13 protein-coding genes and 1 tRNA gene are annotated in these 16,711 nt (G+C 64.9%); all 14 read right to left on the bottom strand.

The features are described 5' to 3' along the window. On the bottom strand, positions 1-99 hold a 99-nt coding region (locus ASD77_RS17965; protein ID WP_031270842.1), incomplete at its 3' end, for a GTP-binding protein. Positions 100-199: 100 nt separating this feature from the next. After that, a complete protein-coding gene (gene fusA / locus ASD77_RS17585; protein WP_055945231.1) occupies positions 200-2,290 on the bottom strand; it encodes an elongation factor G in 2,091 nt (696 codons plus the stop codon). 174 nt (positions 2,291-2,464) lie between these two features. Beyond that, positions 2,465-2,932, bottom strand: a complete 468-nt coding sequence (gene rpsG, locus ASD77_RS17580) for a 30S ribosomal protein S7 (protein ID WP_055945227.1) — start codon at positions 2,930-2,932, stop codon at positions 2,465-2,467. A gap of 12 nt (positions 2,933-2,944) precedes the next feature. Beyond that, positions 2,945-3,319: a 30S ribosomal protein S12 gene (rpsL, locus tag ASD77_RS17575; protein WP_055945224.1), complete on the bottom strand. Its 375-nt coding sequence runs from the start codon at positions 3,317-3,319 to the stop codon at positions 2,945-2,947. 234 nt (positions 3,320-3,553) lie between these two features. Continuing rightward, positions 3,554-7,786 (bottom strand): DNA-directed RNA polymerase subunit beta', encoded by a 4,233-nt coding sequence (gene rpoC / locus ASD77_RS17570; RefSeq protein ID WP_055945219.1) that lies wholly within the window; start codon positions 7,784-7,786, stop codon positions 3,554-3,556. A gap of 92 nt (positions 7,787-7,878) precedes the next feature. Then, positions 7,879-12,030 (bottom strand): DNA-directed RNA polymerase subunit beta, encoded by a 4,152-nt coding sequence (rpoB, locus tag ASD77_RS17565; protein WP_055945215.1) that lies wholly within the window; start codon positions 12,028-12,030, stop codon positions 7,879-7,881. 315 nt (positions 12,031-12,345) lie between these two features. Then, the gene (gene rplL / locus ASD77_RS17560; protein WP_055945212.1) at positions 12,346-12,717 is read right to left on the bottom strand and encodes a 50S ribosomal protein L7/L12; all 372 of its coding nucleotides are present in this window, start codon (positions 12,715-12,717) and stop codon (positions 12,346-12,348) included. A gap of 60 nt (positions 12,718-12,777) precedes the next feature. After that, complete coding sequence (gene rplJ / locus ASD77_RS17555) at positions 12,778-13,314, bottom strand: 50S ribosomal protein L10 (RefSeq protein ID WP_055945209.1); 537 nt, start codon at positions 13,312-13,314, stop codon at positions 12,778-12,780. A gap of 424 nt (positions 13,315-13,738) precedes the next feature. After that, a complete protein-coding gene (gene rplA, locus ASD77_RS17550; protein ID WP_055945206.1) occupies positions 13,739-14,437 on the bottom strand; it encodes a 50S ribosomal protein L1 in 699 nt (232 codons plus the stop codon). 3 nt (positions 14,438-14,440) lie between these two features. Next, on the bottom strand, positions 14,441-14,869 hold the full coding sequence (gene rplK, locus ASD77_RS17545; protein WP_055945202.1) for a 50S ribosomal protein L11: 429 nt from the start codon (positions 14,867-14,869) through the stop codon (positions 14,441-14,443). 201 nt (positions 14,870-15,070) lie between these two features. Next, on the bottom strand, positions 15,071-15,628 hold the full coding sequence (nusG, locus tag ASD77_RS17540) for a transcription termination/antitermination protein NusG (RefSeq protein ID WP_055945197.1): 558 nt from the start codon (positions 15,626-15,628) through the stop codon (positions 15,071-15,073). A 13-nt stretch (positions 15,629-15,641) separates the two neighbouring features. Further along, on the bottom strand, positions 15,642-16,031 hold the full coding sequence (gene secE, locus ASD77_RS17535) for a preprotein translocase subunit SecE (protein ID WP_055945194.1): 390 nt from the start codon (positions 16,029-16,031) through the stop codon (positions 15,642-15,644). Positions 16,032-16,093: 62 nt separating this feature from the next. Then, positions 16,094-16,169 (bottom strand) — tRNA-Trp (locus tag ASD77_RS17530). Positions 16,170-16,416: 247 nt separating this feature from the next. Next, positions 16,417-16,711: elongation factor Tu (locus tag ASD77_RS17525; protein ID WP_156383736.1), on the bottom strand; the 295-nt coding region annotated here is incomplete at its 5' end.

Here is a 16,711-nt window from a genome sequence, read left to right as displayed (position 1 = left end):
CGTCAGCGCCGCCGTCAGCGTCGTCTTGCCGTGGTCAACGTGACCAATCGTGCCCACGTTCACGTGGGGCTTGGTGCGTTCGAACTTACCCTTTGCCATTGTCTTTACCTCTGTGATTCGTGATTCGTGATTAGTGACTGGCTTGAAGCGGGACCCGTGCTCTTGCGAATCACGGATCCCGTATCACCAATCACGGCTTTTAGTTCTTCTTGACGACCGCGTCGGCGATGTTGGCCGGCGCTTCCGCGTAGTGGTCGAACTCCATCGAGAACGTCGCGCGACCCTGCGACATCGAACGCAGCGTGGTGGCGTAGCCGAACATTTCGCCCAGCGGCACCATCGCGGCGATCACCTTGCCGGACGGACTGTCGTCCTGACCCTGCAGGATGCCGCGACGACGGCTGACGTCGCCCATCACGTCGCCCAGGTAGTCTTCCGGGGTGACGATCTCGACCTTCATCATCGGCTCCAGCAGGACCGGCTGGGCCTTGCTGAAGGCTTCCTTGAAGGCCATCGAGCCGGCGACCTTGAACGCCATTTCGTTGGAGTCGACGTCATGGAACGAGCCGTCGACCGCCTTGATCGCGATGTCGACCACCGGGAAGCCGGCCAGCGGACCGCTCTTCATGGCGTCTTCGATGCCCTTGCCCGCTGCCGCCACGTATTCCTTCGGCACGACGCCGCCGACGATGGCGCTCTCGTACGAGAAGCCCACACCGCGCTCGACCGGCGACATCTCGATGACGATATGGCCGTACTGGCCGCGACCGCCCGACTGGCGCACGAACTTGCCGTCCTGCTTGACCGACTTGCGGATCGTTTCTCGGTAGGCCACCTGCGGCTTGCCGACGTTGGCTTCCACGTTGAACTCGCGCTTCATGCGGTCCACCAGGATTTCCAGGTGCAGCTCGCCCATGCCCGAGATGATCGTCTGGCCGGATTCTTCGTCGGTCTTGACGCGGAACGAGGGATCTTCCTGCGCCAGACGGCCCAGGGCCAGACCCATCTTCTCCTGGTCGGACTTGGTCTTCGGCTCCACCGCCATCGAGATGACGGGCTCCGGGAACACCATGCGCTCCAGCGTGATGATGTGGTCGAGCGAGCAAAGCGTGTCACCCGTGGTGACGTCCTTCAGGCCCACGGCCGCCGCGATGTCGCCGGCGCGCACTTCCTTGATCTCGTCGCGCTGGTTGGAGTGCATCTGCAGGATGCGGCCCACGCGCTCCTTCTTCGACTTGACCGGGTTGTAGACCGCGTCGCCGGAGTTCAGCACGCCCGAGTAGACGCGGAAGAACGTCAGCGAACCCACGAACGGATCCGTCATGATCTTGAACGCCAGCGCCGAGAACGGTTCGTTGTCGCCCGCCTTGCGGCTGTCTTCCTTCTCGTTCTCGTCGATGCCCTGCACCGGCGGACGATCGGTCGGCGACGGCAGCAGCTGGATCACGCCGTCCAGCATGGCCTGCACGCCCTTGTTCTTGAACGCGGAGCCGCAGTAGACCGGGATCACTTCGACCTTCAGGGTGCGCTCGCGCAGACCGGCAATGATCTCGGCTTCGGACAGGTCACCCTCGTTGAGGTACTTGTCCATCAGCTCTTCGCTGGCTTCCGCCGCCGCTTCCACCATGAAGGCGCGATCCGACGCCGCCTTGTCGGCCAGCTCGGCCGGAATATCGCGGTATTCGAACTTGGTACCCTGCGAAGCAACATCCCAGTGGATGTACTTCATCTTCAGCAGGTCGATGACGCCCTCGAAGCCGTCTTCAGCACCGACCGGCACCTGCATCGGCACCGGGTAGGCACCCAGGCGCGTCTTCAGCTGGTCGACGACCTTGAAGAAGTCGGCACCGGTGCGGTCCATCTTGTTGACGAACGCGAGACGCGGCACGGCGTACTTGTTGGCCTGGCGCCACACGGTCTCGGACTGCGGCTGCACGCCACCGACGGCGCACAGCACGAACACCGCGCCATCGAGCACGCGCAGCGAACGCTCGACTTCAATGGTGAAGTCGACGTGGCCGGGGGTATCAATGATGTTGAAGCGGTGCTGCGGCAGGGACTTGTCCATGCCGGTCCAGAACGCCGTGGTGGCGGCGGACGTGATGGTGATGCCGCGCTCCTGCTCCTGCTCCATCCAGTCCATGGTCGCGGCGCCGTCGTGCACTTCACCGATCTTGTGGCTGACGCCGGTGTAGAACAGGATGCGCTCGGACGTGGTGGTCTTGCCGGCGTCGATGTGCGCCATGATGCCGAAGTTGCGGTAACGCTCGATGGGAGTGGTGCGAGCCACGACAGTCTCTCTTTTCTGATGGAGGGCCGGCGGGATGCCAGGGCCTTCCGTGGAGGGCGATCTTTAGATGGCCGAATGCCGCCTTTCGGCGGCCTTCGGGGCGGGACGCTGGAGTGCGCCCCAGGGACACCTAGATGGTGCCGAAGGCCCTTGCACGCAAGGGCCCGGAGGCCGTTACCAGCGGTAGTGCGCGAACGCCTTGTTCGCTTCCGCCATGCGGTGGGTCTCTTCACGCTTCTTGATGGCGCCGCCACGGTTCTCGGAGGCGTCCAGCAGCTCGGCGGCCAGCTTGCGCGGCATGGTGTTCTCGCCACGCTTGCGCGCGGACTCGATCAGCCAGCGCATCGCCAGCGCCATGCGGCGCGAGGAACGCACTTCGACCGGCACCTGGTAGGTGGCGCCGCCGACGCGGCGCGACTTCACTTCGACCGCCGGGGACACGTTGTCCAGCGCCTTCTCGACCAGCTCGAGGGCGTTGGGGTTCTTTTCGCCGATGACGTCCATGGCGCCGTACACGATCTTCTCGGCGACCGACTTCTTGCCGCTCAGCATCACCATGTTGATGAAGCGGGCAATCGTCTGGCTGCCGTGCTTGGGGTCCGGCAGGATTTCACGTTGGGGGGCAGAGCCTTTGCGCGACATGATTCTTTTTCCTTAAGCCTTGGGACGCTTGGCGCCGTACTTGGAACGGCCCTGGCGACGCTTGGCGACGCCAGAGGCGTCGAGCGAGCCGCGCACGGTGTGGTAGCGCACGCCCGGCAGGTCCTTCACTCGACCGCCACGCACGAGCACCACGGAGTGCTCCTGCAGGTTGTGGCCTTCACCGCCGATGTAGCTGATGATTTCTTCCTGATTGGTCAGGCGCACCTTGGCGACCTTGCGAAGGGCCGAGTTCGGCTTCTTCGGAGTCGTCGTGTAGACGCGGGTGCACACGCCGCGACGCTGCGGGCAGTTGTCCAGCGCGGGCGACTGGCTCTTGTACGTGGGGGCCTGCCGCGGCTTGCGGACCAGCTGATTGACGGTTGCCATAGTGGGTTCTTCGTGTGAAGGCCGGAGCCTTGTTTGACATGAAAACGAAGGCAGGCCGCAAGACGGCCCACCTAGACGGAAAAGTATAGCCGGCAACCCGCCCGACCGTCAACGCGACGGAGGTGGGTGCCTGCCAACTGACTGCGATCCCGCCCTTCCTGGGCCGAAAACGAGGCGCGTCCTGCGCCTCTTTTCGTGGTCTGGGACGGCCCGGAGGCCGTCAGGTCGTACGGTTTAGCTGGCGCTGGACTCCTCGCCGGCTTCGTCGGTGGTGGCGACCGCAGCCGCCGGAGCCGCCTCGGCGACGCCGCCCGACAGTGCATTCACCTCGGCCTCGGTCAGACCGGAGGCGTTGCGGCGACGCTGGTTGTGGTACGCCAGTCCGGTACCGGCCGGGATCAGGCGACCCACGATGACGTTTTCCTTCAGGCCGCGCAGGCTGTCGCGGGTGCCGCGGACGGCCGCTTCGGTCAGCACGCGGGTGGTCTCCTGGAAGGAGGCCGCCGAGATGAACGACTCGGTCGCCAGCGAGGCCTTGGTGATGCCCAGCAGCACCGGGTCGTACTTGGCCGGCAGCTCGTTGCGGGCGATCAGCTTGGCGTTCTCTTCGATGAAGCGCTGCTTCTCGATCTGCTCGCCTGCCAGGAACTTGCTGTTGCCGGCATCGGTGATTTCCACCTTGCGCAGCATCTGGCGGGTGATCACCTCGATGTGCTTGTCGTTGATCTTCACGCCCTGAAGGCGGTAGACATCCTGGATCTCCTTGACCAGGTAGGCCGCCAGCGGCTCGACACCCAGCAGGCGCAGGATGTCCTGCGGGCTCGGCTCGCCGTCCACGATGGTTTCGCCCTTGGCCACGTGCTCGCCTTCGAACACGATGATCTGGCGGAACTTCGGAATCAGCTCCTCGTGCTCGGAACCGTCGGTGTCCTTGATGATCAGGCGCTGCTTGCCCTTGGTGTCCTTGCCGAAGCTGATGACGCCGGAGCGCTCGGCGAGGATCGCCGGGTCCTTCGGCTTGCGGGCCTCGAACAGGTCGGCCACGCGCGGCAGACCACCGGTGATGTCGCGGGTCTTGGACGCTTCCTGCGGCACCTTGGTGACCACGTCGCCCACGCCGACGGGCGCGCCGTCCTGCAGGTTGACGATCGAACGCGGCGGCAGCAGGTACTGCGCCGGCAGGTCGGTACCCGGGATGCTCAGGTCCTTGCCGTCCTTGTCCACGATGCGGACGATCGGACGCAGATCCTTGCCCTGCGAACCGCGACGCTTCGGATCGGTGATCTCGCGCGACGCCAGGCCGGTCAGGTCGTCGGTCTTCTCGATGACGGTGACGCCGTCGACGAAGTCCACGAAGCGCACGAAACCGGCGACTTCCGACACGATCGGGTGGTTATGCGGGTCCCAGTTGGCCACGGCCTGGCCGGCGGTGATCTGGGCGCCGTCCTTGACGTTGATGGTGGCGCCGTAGGGCAGCTTGTAGCGCTCGCGCTCGCGACCGTGGCCGTCGAGCACCGACAGTTCGCCCGAACGCGAGACCGCGACCAGGCTGCCGTTGGCGTGTTCGACGAACTTGAGGTTGTTGAACTTGATCGAGCCGGTCGTCTTGACGGTGATGTTGTCCACCGCCGCCGCACGCGATGCCGCACCACCGATGTGGAACGTACGCATGGTCAGCTGGGTGCCGGGCTCGCCGATCGACTGCGCGGCGATGACGCCGACCGCTTCGCCGATGTTGACGATGTGGCCACGGGCCAGGTCGCGGCCGTAGCAGTGCGCGCACACGCCGAAGGTCGATTCGCAGGTGATGGTGGAACGCACCTTCAGGGCCTGCACGCCGGCATCTTCCAGCTTCTGCACCCACGCTTCGTCCAGCAGCGTGTTGCGGGTGACGATCGGATCCTCGTCGTTGCCCGGCAGGAACACGTCCTCGGCCACGATGCGGCCCAGCACGCGGTCGCGCAGCGGCTCGACCACGTCGCCGCCTTCCACGATCGGGGTCATGGTCAGGCCTTCGTTGCCACCGCAGTCGACTTCGGTGATCACCACGTCCTGCGCCACGTCGACCAGGCGGCGGGTCAGGTAACCCGAGTTCGCCGTCTTCAGCGCGGTATCGGCCAGACCCTTGCGGGCGCCGTGGGTGGAGTTGAAGTACTCCTGCACGTTCAGGCCTTCGCGGAAGTTCGCCTTGATGGGCGTCTCGATGATCGAACCGTCGGGACGGGCCATCAGGCCGCGCATGCCGGCCAGCTGGCGGATCTGCGCCTGGCTACCACGGGCGCCGGAGTCGGCCATGATGTACAGCGAGTTCATCGACTTTTCGTTGATGGTCTCGCCCTTGGCGTTCTGCACCTTGTCGGTACCGATGGTGTCCATCATCGCCTTGGCGATGCGCTCGTTGGTGCGCGACCAGATGTCGACCACCTTGTTGTAGCGCTCGCCGGCGGTGACCAGGCCGCTCTGGTACTGCTCCTGGATTTCCAGCACTTCCTGTTCGGCTTCGCCCAGGATGCCCTTCTTCTCGGCCGGGATCAGCATGTCGTCGATGCCGATGGAGACGCCGGCGCGCGTGGCGTACGCGAAGCCGGTGTACATCAGCTTGTCGGCGAACACGACCGTGTCCTTCAGGCCCAGCATGCGGTAGCTGGAGTTGATCAGGCGGCTGATGGCCTTCTTGTTCAACTCGGTGTTGACCAGGGCGAACGGCAGGCCTTCCGGCAGGATCTCGGCCAGCAGCGCGCGACCGATCGTGGTGTCCACGATGCTGGACTGCTGGCTGCGGCCGCCGTCCTCGTCGATCACGGTGCCGCTGATGCGGACCTTGACCTTGGCGTGCAGCTCGACGGCGCGGTTGTCGTAGGCGCGCTTGACCTCGGCGATGTTGGCGAACGCCATGCCCTCGCCCTTCTTGTTCTCCAGCGCGCGGGTCATGTAGTACAGGCCCAGCACGACGTCCTGCGACGGCACGATGATCGGCTCGCCGTTGGCCGGCGACAGGATGTTGTTGGACGACATCATCAGCGCGCGCGCTTCCAGCTGCGCCTCCAGCGACAGCGGCACGTGCACGGCCATCTGGTCACCGTCGAAGTCGGCGTTGAACGCGGTGCAGACCAGCGGGTGCAGCTGGATGGCCTTGCCTTCGATCAGCACCGGCTCGAACGCCTGGATGCCCAGGCGGTGCAGCGTCGGCGCACGGTTCAGCAGCACCGGGTGCTCGCGGATGACCTCTTCCAGGATGTCCCAGACGTCGGCTTCTTCGCGCTCGACCAGCTTCTTGGCGGCCTTGATGGTGGTGGCCAGGCCACGACGCTGCAGCTTGGCGAACACGAACGGCTTGAACAGCTCCAGCGCCATCTTCTTCGGAAGGCCGCACTCGTGCAGGCGCAGGGTCGGACCGACCACGATGACCGAACGGCCGGAGTAGTCGACGCGCTTGCCCAGCAGGTTCTGGCGGAAGCGGCCCTGCTTGCCCTTGATCATGTCGGCCAGCGACTTCAGCGGGCGCTTGTTGGTGCCTGTGATGGCGCGGCCGCGACGGCCGTTGTCCATCAGGGCGTCCACCGACTCCTGCAGCATGCGCTTTTCGTTGCGCACGATGATGTCCGGCGCGTTGAGCTCCAGCAGGCGGCGCAGGCGGTTGTTGCGGTTGATGACGCGGCGGTACAGGTCGTTGAGATCGGAGGTCGCGAAGCGACCGCCATCCAGCGGGACCAGCGGACGCAGGTCCGGCGGCAGCACCGGCAGCACGGTCATGACCATCCATTCCGGACGGTTGCCCGACTCCAGGAACGCTTCCATCAGCTTGATGCGCTTGGTGAGGCGCTTGAGCTTGGTCTCCGAACCGGTGCTGGCGATGTCTTCGCGCAGGTTGACCATCTCGGCCTGCAGGTCGATCGTGCGCAGCAGGTCGTAGACGGCCTCGGCGCCCATGGCGGCGTCGAAGTCGTCGCCGTGTTCCTGGCGCGCCTGCATGAACTGCTCTTCGGTCAGCAGCTGGCGGCGCTCGAGCGAGGTCAGGCCCGGCTCGGTGACGACATAGGCTTCGAAGTACAGCACGCGCTCGATGTCGCGCAGGGTCATGTCCAGCATCAGGCCGATGCGCGAGGGCAGCGACTTGAGGAACCAGATGTGCGCGACCGGGCTGGCCAGGTCGATGTGGCCCATGCGCTCACGGCGCACCTTGGCCAGCGTCACTTCCGTGCCGCACTTCTCGCAGACCACGCCGCGGTGCTTCATGCGCTTGTACTTGCCGCACAGGCACTCGTAGTCCTTGATCGGGCCGAAGATGGCCGAGCAGAACAGGCCGTCGCGTTCCGGCTTGAAGGTACGGTAGTTGATGGTTTCCGGCTTCTTCACTTCGCCGAAGGACCACGAACGGATCAGGTCCGGCGAGGCCAGCGCGATCTTGATCGCATCGAAGTCCAGCGTCTGGCGCTGCTGGTTGAAGAGGTTGAGCAGGTCTTTCATTTTGTTTCTCCGTCAGGAGGAAGCTTTGTCGATGGCGGGGTGACCGGGGACGAACGGCGCAGCGGCAGGTCAGTGCCGCCGCGCCACGGCGGTCAGTCTTCCAGTTCCATGTTGATGGCGAGCGAGCGGATTTCCTTCACCAGCACGTTGAAGGACTCCGGCATGCCCGCGACCATCTCGTGGGCACCATCGACGATGTTCTTGTACATCTGGTTGCGGCCCTGCACGTCGTCCGACTTGACCGTCAGCATTTCCTGCAGGGTGTGCGCCGCGCCGTAGGCTTCCAGCGCCCAGACTTCCATTTCACCGAAGCGCTGGCCGCCGAACTGCGCCTTGCCGCCCAGCGGCTGCTGGGTGACGAGCGAGTACGGACCGGTCGAACGCGCGTGCATCTTGTCGTCGACCAGGTGGTTGAGCTTCAGCATGTGCATGTAGCCGACCGTGGTGTGGCGATCGAACGCCTCGCCGGTGCGGCCGTCGTACAGCTGCGTCTGGCCGCTGATCGGCAGGTCGGCGAGTTCGAGCATGTGCTTGATCTCGGTTTCCGCAGCACCGTCGAACACCGGCGTCGCCATCGGCACGCCGTCGGTCAGATTCTTGGCCAGCGCGATCAGTTCGGCATCGCTGAACTGGTCCAGGTCCACGCGGTCCTCGCCCAGTTTCTGGTCGTGGTTGTAGATCTGGGTCAGGAACTTGCGCAGGTCGGCGACCTTGGCCTGGGCTTCCAGCATGTTCTGGATCTTGCGACCCAGTCCCTTGGCGGCCCAGCCCAGGTGCACTTCCAGCACCTGGCCGATGTTCATGCGCGACGGCACGCCCAGCGGGTTCAGCACGATGTCGACGGTCTCGCCCGTGGCCATGTACGGCATGTCCTCGACCGGCACGATCGTCGACACGACACCCTTGTTGCCGTGGCGGCCAGCCATCTTGTCGCCCGGCTGGATGCGGCGCTTCACGGCCAGATAGACCTTGACCATCTTCAGCACGCCCGGGGCGAGGTCGTCGCCGGCGGTGATCTTGCCGCGCTTGTCGGCGAAGCGACGCTCGAATTCCTTCTCGTGCGCCTGGATCTGCATCTGGGCGCGCTCGATGGCGTCGGACGCATCATCGTCCTTCATGCGCAGGGTGAACCACTCGGCCTTCTTCAGGCTGTCGAGGTAGGCGTCGGTGATGGCGTCACCCTTCTTCAGCGCGCCCGGACCGCCGTTGGCGACCTTGCCGACCAGCTGCGAGCGCAGGCGGGCGTAGATGGCGCCTTCGAGGATACGGAACTGGTCGTCGAAGTCCTTCTTGACGCGCTTGATCTCGTTTTCCTCGATCTGGCGCGCGCGCTTGTCCTTCTCGATGCCGTCGCGGGTGAAGACCTGCACGTCGATGACGGTGCCGTCCATGCCCGGCGGCACGCGCAGCGAGCTGTCCTTCACGTCGGAGGCCTTCTCGCCGAAGATCGCGCGCAGCAGCTTTTCTTCCGGGGTCAGCTGGCTCTCGCCCTTCGGCGTGACCTTGCCGACCATGATGTCGCCGGCGCGCACTTCGGCGCCGATGTACACCACGCCGCTCTCGTCGAGGCGGTTCAGCGCCTGCTCGGAGACGTTCGGGATGTCGGCGGAGATTTCTTCCGGTCCCAGCTTGGTGTCGCGCGCGACGCAGGTCAGCTCTTCGATGTGGATCGTGGTGTAGCGATCCTCTTCCACCACGCGCTCGGAGAGCAGGATGGAGTCTTCGAAGTTGTAGCCGTTCCACGGCATGAACGCGATCAGCATGTTCTGGCCCAGCGCCAGCTCGCCGATGTCGGTCGACGGACCGTCGGCCAGCACGTCGCCGCGCGCGACCACGTCGCCCACGTTCACCAGCGGACGCTGGTTGATGCAGGTGTTCTGGTTGGAGCGCGTGTACTTGATCAGCGAGTAGATGTCGACGCCGGCATCGGTTTCGCCGGAGATCTCGACCTCGTTGACCTTCACCACGATGCGGCCGGCGTCGATCTGCTCGACCACGCCGCCACGGCGGGCATTGACGGTGACGCCGGAGTCGCGCGCCACGGCACGCTCGATGCCGGTACCGACCAGCGGCTTCTGCGCACGCAGCGTCGGCACGGCCTGGCGCTGCATGTTGGCGCCCATCAGTGCGCGGTTGGCGTCATCGTGCTCCAGGAACGGCACCAGCGCCGCCGCGACCGACACGGTCTGCATGGGCGAGACGTCCATATAGTCCACTTCGCCCGGCGGCTTGAGCAGCGATTCGCCCTGGTAACGGCACGGCACGAACTGCTCGGTCAGGCGGCTCTTGGCGTCGTGCAGCGCGTTGGCCTGCGCGATGACGTACTCGTTTTCCTCGATCGCCGACAGGTATTCGATCTCGTCGGTGATCGTGCCGTCCACGACCTTGCGGTACGGGGTTTCGAGGAAGCCGTAGCTGTTGGTGCGCGCGTACACGGCCAGCGAGTTGATCAGGCCGATGTTCGGGCCTTCCGGCGTCTCGATGGTGCAGACGCGGCCGTAGTGGGTCGGGTGCACGTCGCGGACTTCGAAACCGGCGCGCTCGCGGGTCAGGCCGCCCGGGCCCAGGGCCGAGACGCGACGCTTGTGCGTGACTTCCGACAGCGGATTGTTCTGGTCCATGAACTGCGACAGCTGCGAGGAGCCGAAGAACTCCTTGATCGCGGCGGCCACCGGCTTGGCGTTGATCAGCTCCTGCGGGGTCAGGCCTTCGGACTCGGCCATCGACAGGCGCTCCTTCACCGCGCGCTCGACGCGGACCAGGCCCACGCGGAACACGTTCTCGGCCATTTCGCCGACCGAACGCACGCGGCGGTTGCCCAGGTGGTCGATGTCGTCCACGGTGCCGCGGCCATTGCGGATCTCGGTCAGGACCTTGATGACGTCCAGGATGTCCGAGGTCTCGCCCAGGCTGGCGACCAGGCGCTTGGCCTCTTCGTCATTGCGCGCGCCGAAGTACTTCTTGTCGTACAGCACGGCTTCGCCAGTGGTTTCCTTGCGGCCCACGCGGCGGTTGAACTTCATGCGGCCGACGTTGGACAGGTCGTAGCGCTCGAAGGTGAAGAACAGGTTGTGGAACAGGTTCTGCGCGGCGTCCTTGGTCGGCGGCTCGCCGGGACGCATCATGCGGTAGATCTCGACCAGCGCTTCCAGCTGAGTCTTGGTCGGGTCGATGCGCAGCGTGTTGGACAGGTACGGACCACGATCCAGGTCGTTGACCCACAGCGTGCCCACGGCGTCCACGCCGGCCTTGCGGAACTTGGCCAGCTGGTCGTCGGTGATCTCGTCGTTGGCGGCGGCCAGCAGCTCGCCGGTGTTGGCATCGATCACGTCGTGCGACAGGATGCGGCCGACCAGGTATTCGTCGGGCACGGCCAGTGCGGCGATGCCGGACTGCTCAAGCTGCTTCACGTGGCGCGCGGTGATGCGCTTGCCGGCTTCCACGATGACCTTGTCGCCATCGGCCAGGTCGAAGTTCAGCGTCTCGCCGCGCAGGCGCTCGGCGACCAGCTCCAGCTGCACGCCTTCCGGCAGGATGTGGAAGGTGTTGACGTCGAAGAACTCGTTGAGCATCTCCTCGTTGGAGTAGCCCAGCGCGCGCAGCAGGATCGAGACCGGCAGCTTGCGGCGACGGTCGATGCGGGTGAACAGCGCGTCCTTCGGGTCGAACTCGAAGTCCAGCCAGGAGCCGCGGTAGGGAATGATGCGGGCGCTGTACAGCAGCTTGCCCGAGCTGTGCGTCTTGCCGCGGTCGTGGTCGAAGAAGACGCCCGGCGAACGGTGCAGCTGCGAGACGATGACGCGCTCGGTGCCGTTGACGATGAAGGTGCCGTTGTCGGTCATGAGCGGGATTTCGCCCAGGTAGACCTCCTGCTCCTTCACGTATTTGATGGCCTTGGTCGACGACTCGCGGTCGTAGATCACCAGGCGCACGGTCACGCGCAGCGGAGCACCGTAGCTCAGGCCACGGTTGCGGCACTCGCGCTCGTCGAACACGGGCTCGCCGAGCTTGTAGCCGACGTATTCCAGCGCGGCGTTGCCGCTGTAGCTGGCGATCGGGAAGACCGACTTCAGCGCGGCATGCAGGCCACGGTCTTCGCGCTTGGCGGCGTCGGTGTGCTCCTGCAGGAACTCACGGTAGGAATCGACCTGGATGGCGAGCAGGAACGGGACCTCGAGGATCGACCGCTGCTTGCCGAAATCCTTGCGGATGCGCTTCTTTTCGGTGAACGAATATGTCGTCATGTGACTGTGCCTCTGGCGGCGTGGGGCGCGCGTCCGCGACCACACGGGTGACATTCTTTCGAACGGGGGAATTTCCAGTTGGAAGTCGCTGGTATTGCCGGCACCAGCACGCCTTCTGCCGCTACTTCCAACTACAAACTCGTTTGGGCGGGAATCGGGAATAGGGAATGGAGAATCGCTGGCGAGCGGACGACGACGTTGCGCTCTTGCGATTCCCTATTCCCTATTCCCTCTTCCCGTTGAAACGACCGAAGGCCAGGGGCTTTCGCCCCCGGCCTCGGGTTGTCGCCTGAGTGGACCGGCGACGGATACGACTTACTTGACTTCGACGCTCGCACCAGCGGCTTCGAGGTCCTTCTTGAACTTGTCGGCGTCTTCCTTCGAGATGCCTTCCTTCAGCACGCCACCGGCTTCGGTGAGGTCCTTGGCTTCCTTCAGGCCCAGGCCGGTGATGGCGCGGACAGCCTTGATGACGTCGACCTTCTTGGCACCGGCGTCCTTCAGGACGATGGTGAACTCGGTCTGCTCTTCGACCGGGGCGGCAGCGGCGGCCGGACCGGCAGCAGCGGCGACCGGGGCGGCGGCGGAGACGCCGAACTTCTCTTCGATGGCCTTGACCAGCTCCATCACTTCCATCAGGGTCTTGCCGGCAATGGCGTCGACGATCTGTTCGTTGGAAAGGGACATTGTGTTTACCTTTGGAAATTATCTGGGATTAGGGTTCGTAGAACCGTAAAGACGTCGAACTCAGGCTTCAGCCGGGGCTTCGGCAGCGGCTTCCGCCGGCGCTTCACCACCACCCTGCTTGTCGGCCACGGCCTTGACGGCGCGGGCGAACATGGACGCAGGTTCGGCCAGCACGCGGGCCAACATGGCCAGCGCCTGATCGCGGGTCGGCAGCGATGCCAGCACGTCCACATGGCTGGCCGGATACAGCTGGCCACCCACGGAGACGACCTTCGGCAGCAGCTTGTCGTTGCCCTTGGCGAATTCCTTGATCAGGCGACCGGCGGCGCCGGGCTCCTCGGTCGAAAACGCATACAGCAGCGGACCGACGAGCTTGTCCTGGACAACCTCGAACTCGGTACCGGCGACGGCACGCACGGCCAGCGTGTTCTTGACAACTTTCAAGTACACGCCGGTTTCGCGGGCCTTCTTGCGCATCGCGGTCATCTGGGTGACCGAGGTGCCTGCGTATTCGGCAGCGACCAGGGAGTGCGCCTTGGCGGCGACGTCTGCCAGTTCGGCGACTACTTCTTGCTTCTGGGACAGATTGAGAGCCATACACTCCTCACTAATTGACTCCGCTCGCGGCTCCTGCCGCTCGCGGTCCTGGACGGCGTCCATCCTGGATGCCGGGGACTTGCGGTCCCGTCGGTGGCCTGTCTGACTGGCCGGCCTTGCGGCCAGCACCAGAAAACTTCCAGAAGGCGGCACCATCTGCGCAGGTTCACTCCCTTGCGGGGGTGGATTAAGCGATCCCGCTAGCCACGACGGCGATTCCCTGCCAACACGAGCCTCCCTGCCCGTCGTCGTTGCGCGCTGACCGCACCTGCGGTCTTTGACGGCTGTCGCCTGCACCGGAGACCGGCCTGGGCGACTGCCCTCAAAAGGCTGGGAACGAGTGGTGAGGAAGAAAAACGAGCGGGCCTTGGCAGTGCCGCTTCTACTCGTTTCTCACTCCTCTCCCCTCACTCCTGTTTGTTGCTTATTTCAGGGACAGCGAGGACTGGTCGACGGTGACGCCGGGACCCATGGTCGAGCTGACCGAAATCTTCTGCAGGTACTGACCCTTGGAGGTGGCCGGCTTGGCCTTCACCAGATCGATCAGCAGCGCCTGCAGGTTCGACTTCAGCGCTTCGTCTTCGAAGCTGGCCTTGCCGATGGTGCAGTGGATGATGCCGGCCTTGTCGGTGCGGTAGCGCACCTGGCCCGACTTGGCGTTCTTGACCGCCTCGGCCGGGTTCGGCGACACGGTGCCGACCTTCGGGTTGGGCATCAGGCCACGCGGGCCCAGCACCGTACCGAGCTTACCGACCACGCGCATCGCGTCCGGCGTGGCGATGACCACGTCGTAGTTGATGTCGCCGGCCAGCATCTTCTCGGCCAGGTCGTCCATGCCGACGGCCTCGGCGCCTGCGGCGGCAGCTTCGTCGGCCTTGGCGCCGGCCGGGGCGAACACCGCCACGCGGACCGACTTGCCGGTGCCGGCGGGCAGCACGGTGGAACCGCGCACCTGCTGGTCGGACTTCTTGGCGTCCACGCCCAGGCGCACGGCCACGTCGACGGACTCGACGAACTTGGACTTGACCGCGGTCTTGATGATCTTCAGGGCCTCGTCAATGGCGTACGCCTTGCCGGGGGTCACGGCGGCCAGGATGGCCTTCTGTCGCTTGTTCTGTGCCATTTCTTAACCCTCTACCGTCAGGCCCATGGAGCGGGCCGAACCCGCGATCGTGCGCACCGCTGCGTCCAGGTCGGCCGCGGTCAGGTCGGGTTCCTTCGCCTTGGCGATGTCCTCGAGCTGCTTGCGGGTGACCTTGCCCACCTTCTCGGTGTTCGGGCGCTTGGAGCCGGACGTGATGCCGACGGCCTTCTTCAGCAGGATCGACGCCGGCGGCGTCTTCGTGATGAAGGTGAAGGTACGGTCGGAATAGGCCGTGATGACCACCGGAATCGGCAGGCCAGGCTCCAGCTTCTGCGTGGCGGCGTTGAACGCCTTGCAGAATTCCATGATGTTCAGGCCGCGCTGACCCAGCGCAGGACCGACCGGCGGCGAGGGGTTGGCCTGACCGGCCTTCACCTGCAGCTTGATGTAACCGACAACTTTCTTTGCCATGTGAGTACTCTCCGGGTGCTAGCGCCTGGGTTTCAGGCTCCCCATCGGACCGGGAAAATCACGCGTCCCGGCATCGCGTTTTCTCGAACGCGCCAATGGCCACCCGAAGGCGGCCATGGCTCCTGCCCGGCATCGCCGTCAGGGAGCCGCGCAGTATATCAGGGTTTCACGGACCCGGCTGAATGCGCCGGACCGCCCGGATCAGGCCTTCTCGACCTGCCCGAATTCCAGTTCCACTGGAGTGGAGCGACCGAAGATCAGCACTGCAACGCGCAGGCGGCTCTTCTCGTAATTGACTTCCTCGACCACGCCGTTGAAGTCGTTGAACGGACCATCGGTGACGCGGACCATCTCGCCCGGCTCGAACAGCACCTTGGGCTTGGGCTTCTCGACGCCTTCCTGGACGCGATCCAGGATGGCAGCCGCCTCTTCGTCGCGGATCGGCAGCGGACGGTCGGCGGTACCACCGATGAAACCGAGCACCTTGGAGGTGTCCTTCACCAGGTGCCAGCTCTCGTTGTCCATGCGCGGGATGCCCGCTTCGTCATGGGTCTCGATCTGCACCAGCACGTAACCGGGGAAGAACTTGCGCTCGGAACGGCGCTTCTGGCCGGAGCGCATCTCGATGACCTCTTCGGTCGGGACGAGGACGTCGCCGAACTTCTCCTGCATGCCGTCGCGGACGATGCGGTCGCGCAGGGCCTGGGCCACCGACTTCTCGAAGCCCGAATAGGCATGGACGACGTACCAACGCTTCACTGCGGCTCTCTCCTCAACGACCAAAATTCAGGAACAGCTCGATCGCCTTCTGGATGCCGAAATCGAAGGCGGCCAGGATCAGGCTGAGAATGATCACCACGATGACGACCACCCACGTCGTACGGGTCGCCTCCTCGCGGGTCGGCCACACGACCTTGCGCAGCTCGAAACGGGACTCGGACAGGAACTCGCGGGTGTCGCGACCCTTGCCGGTCTGCAGGAACACCAGCGCACCCAGCACCAAGCCCGCCACCACCGCCAGCGCACGCACCGGCGTGGCCCATTGGCCGTTGAACCACCACCATGCCACCAGACCACCGACGACCAGCGCCAGCGCCAGGACGTACTTGGCGATGTCGCCTGCGGGCGTGGCGGCTTTGGATTGTTCGACCTTGCTGTTCAAGTCAGTTGTCGCTCTTTAGCTCTGGAGGAGTACCGGGATTCCGGACTCCGCGGGGAAGGAAGTGGCACGCCAGGAGGGACTCGAACCCCCAACCTGCGGTTTTGGAGACCGCTGCTCTGCCAATTGAGCTACTGGCGTATCGATAAACTACAACCTTCCCTTAGACGGCGAAGGCGGACCGAGGTTCCGGTCCGCCCTTGTCGCTTCATCAGGCCTCAGATCCCCGCCTGCGCGGGGATGACGGCCTGACAAAGCCGGGCGGGCARYGCCCGCCCGGGTCAGGACGTCACTTGATGATCTTGGCCACCACGCCGGCGCCGACGGTACGGCCGCCTTCGCGGATCGCGAAACGCAGGCCTTCGTCCNGCCCGCCCGGGTCAGGACGTCACTTGATGATCTTGGCCACCACGCCGGCGCCGACGGTACGGCCGCCTTCGCGGATCGCGAAACGCAGGCCTTCGTCCATCGCCACCGGGTTGATCAGCGTCACCACCATCTTGATGTTGTCGCCCGGCATGACCATCTCCACGCCTTCCGGCAGCGTCACCGCACCGGTGATGTCGGTCGTGCGGAAGTAGAACTGCGGACGGTAACCCTTGAAGAACGGGGTGTGGCGACCGCCTTCGTCCTTGCTCAGCACGTAGACTTCRGCTTCGAACTCGGTGTGCGGGGTGATCGAA

Origin of the sequence: Pseudoxanthomonas sp. Root65 (assembly GCF_001427635.1) — a bacterium.
GTDB lineage: Bacteria > Pseudomonadota > Gammaproteobacteria > Xanthomonadales > Xanthomonadaceae > Pseudoxanthomonas_A.
Note: the sequence above shows the minus strand (reverse complement) of the source record. Positions and strands in the feature narration are given on the sequence as shown.

Excerpts from the sequence above, each read along its gene's own strand:
- rplA (WP_055945206.1), bottom strand. The coding sequence starts at position 14,437 with ATGGCACAGAACAAGCGACAGAAGGCCATCCTGGCCGCCGTGACCCCC.
- rplK (WP_055945202.1), bottom strand. The coding sequence starts at position 14,869 with ATGGCAAAGAAAGTTGTCGGTTACATCAAGCTGCAGGTGAAGGCCGGT.
- rpoB (WP_055945215.1), bottom strand. The coding sequence starts at position 12,030 with ATGACGACATATTCGTTCACCGAAAAGAAGCGCATCCGCAAGGATTTC.
- rplL (WP_055945212.1), bottom strand. The coding sequence starts at position 12,717 with ATGTCCCTTTCCAACGAACAGATCGTCGACGCCATTGCCGGCAAGACC.
- rpsL (WP_055945224.1), bottom strand. The coding sequence starts at position 3,319 with ATGGCAACCGTCAATCAGCTGGTCCGCAAGCCGCGGCAGGCCCCCACG.
- rpoC (WP_055945219.1), bottom strand. The coding sequence starts at position 7,786 with ATGAAAGACCTGCTCAACCTCTTCAACCAGCAGCGCCAGACGCTGGAC.
- rpsG (WP_055945227.1), bottom strand. The coding sequence starts at position 2,932 with ATGTCGCGCAAAGGCTCTGCCCCCCAACGTGAAATCCTGCCGGACCCC.
- rplJ (WP_055945209.1), bottom strand. The coding sequence starts at position 13,314 with ATGGCTCTCAATCTGTCCCAGAAGCAAGAAGTAGTCGCCGAACTGGCA.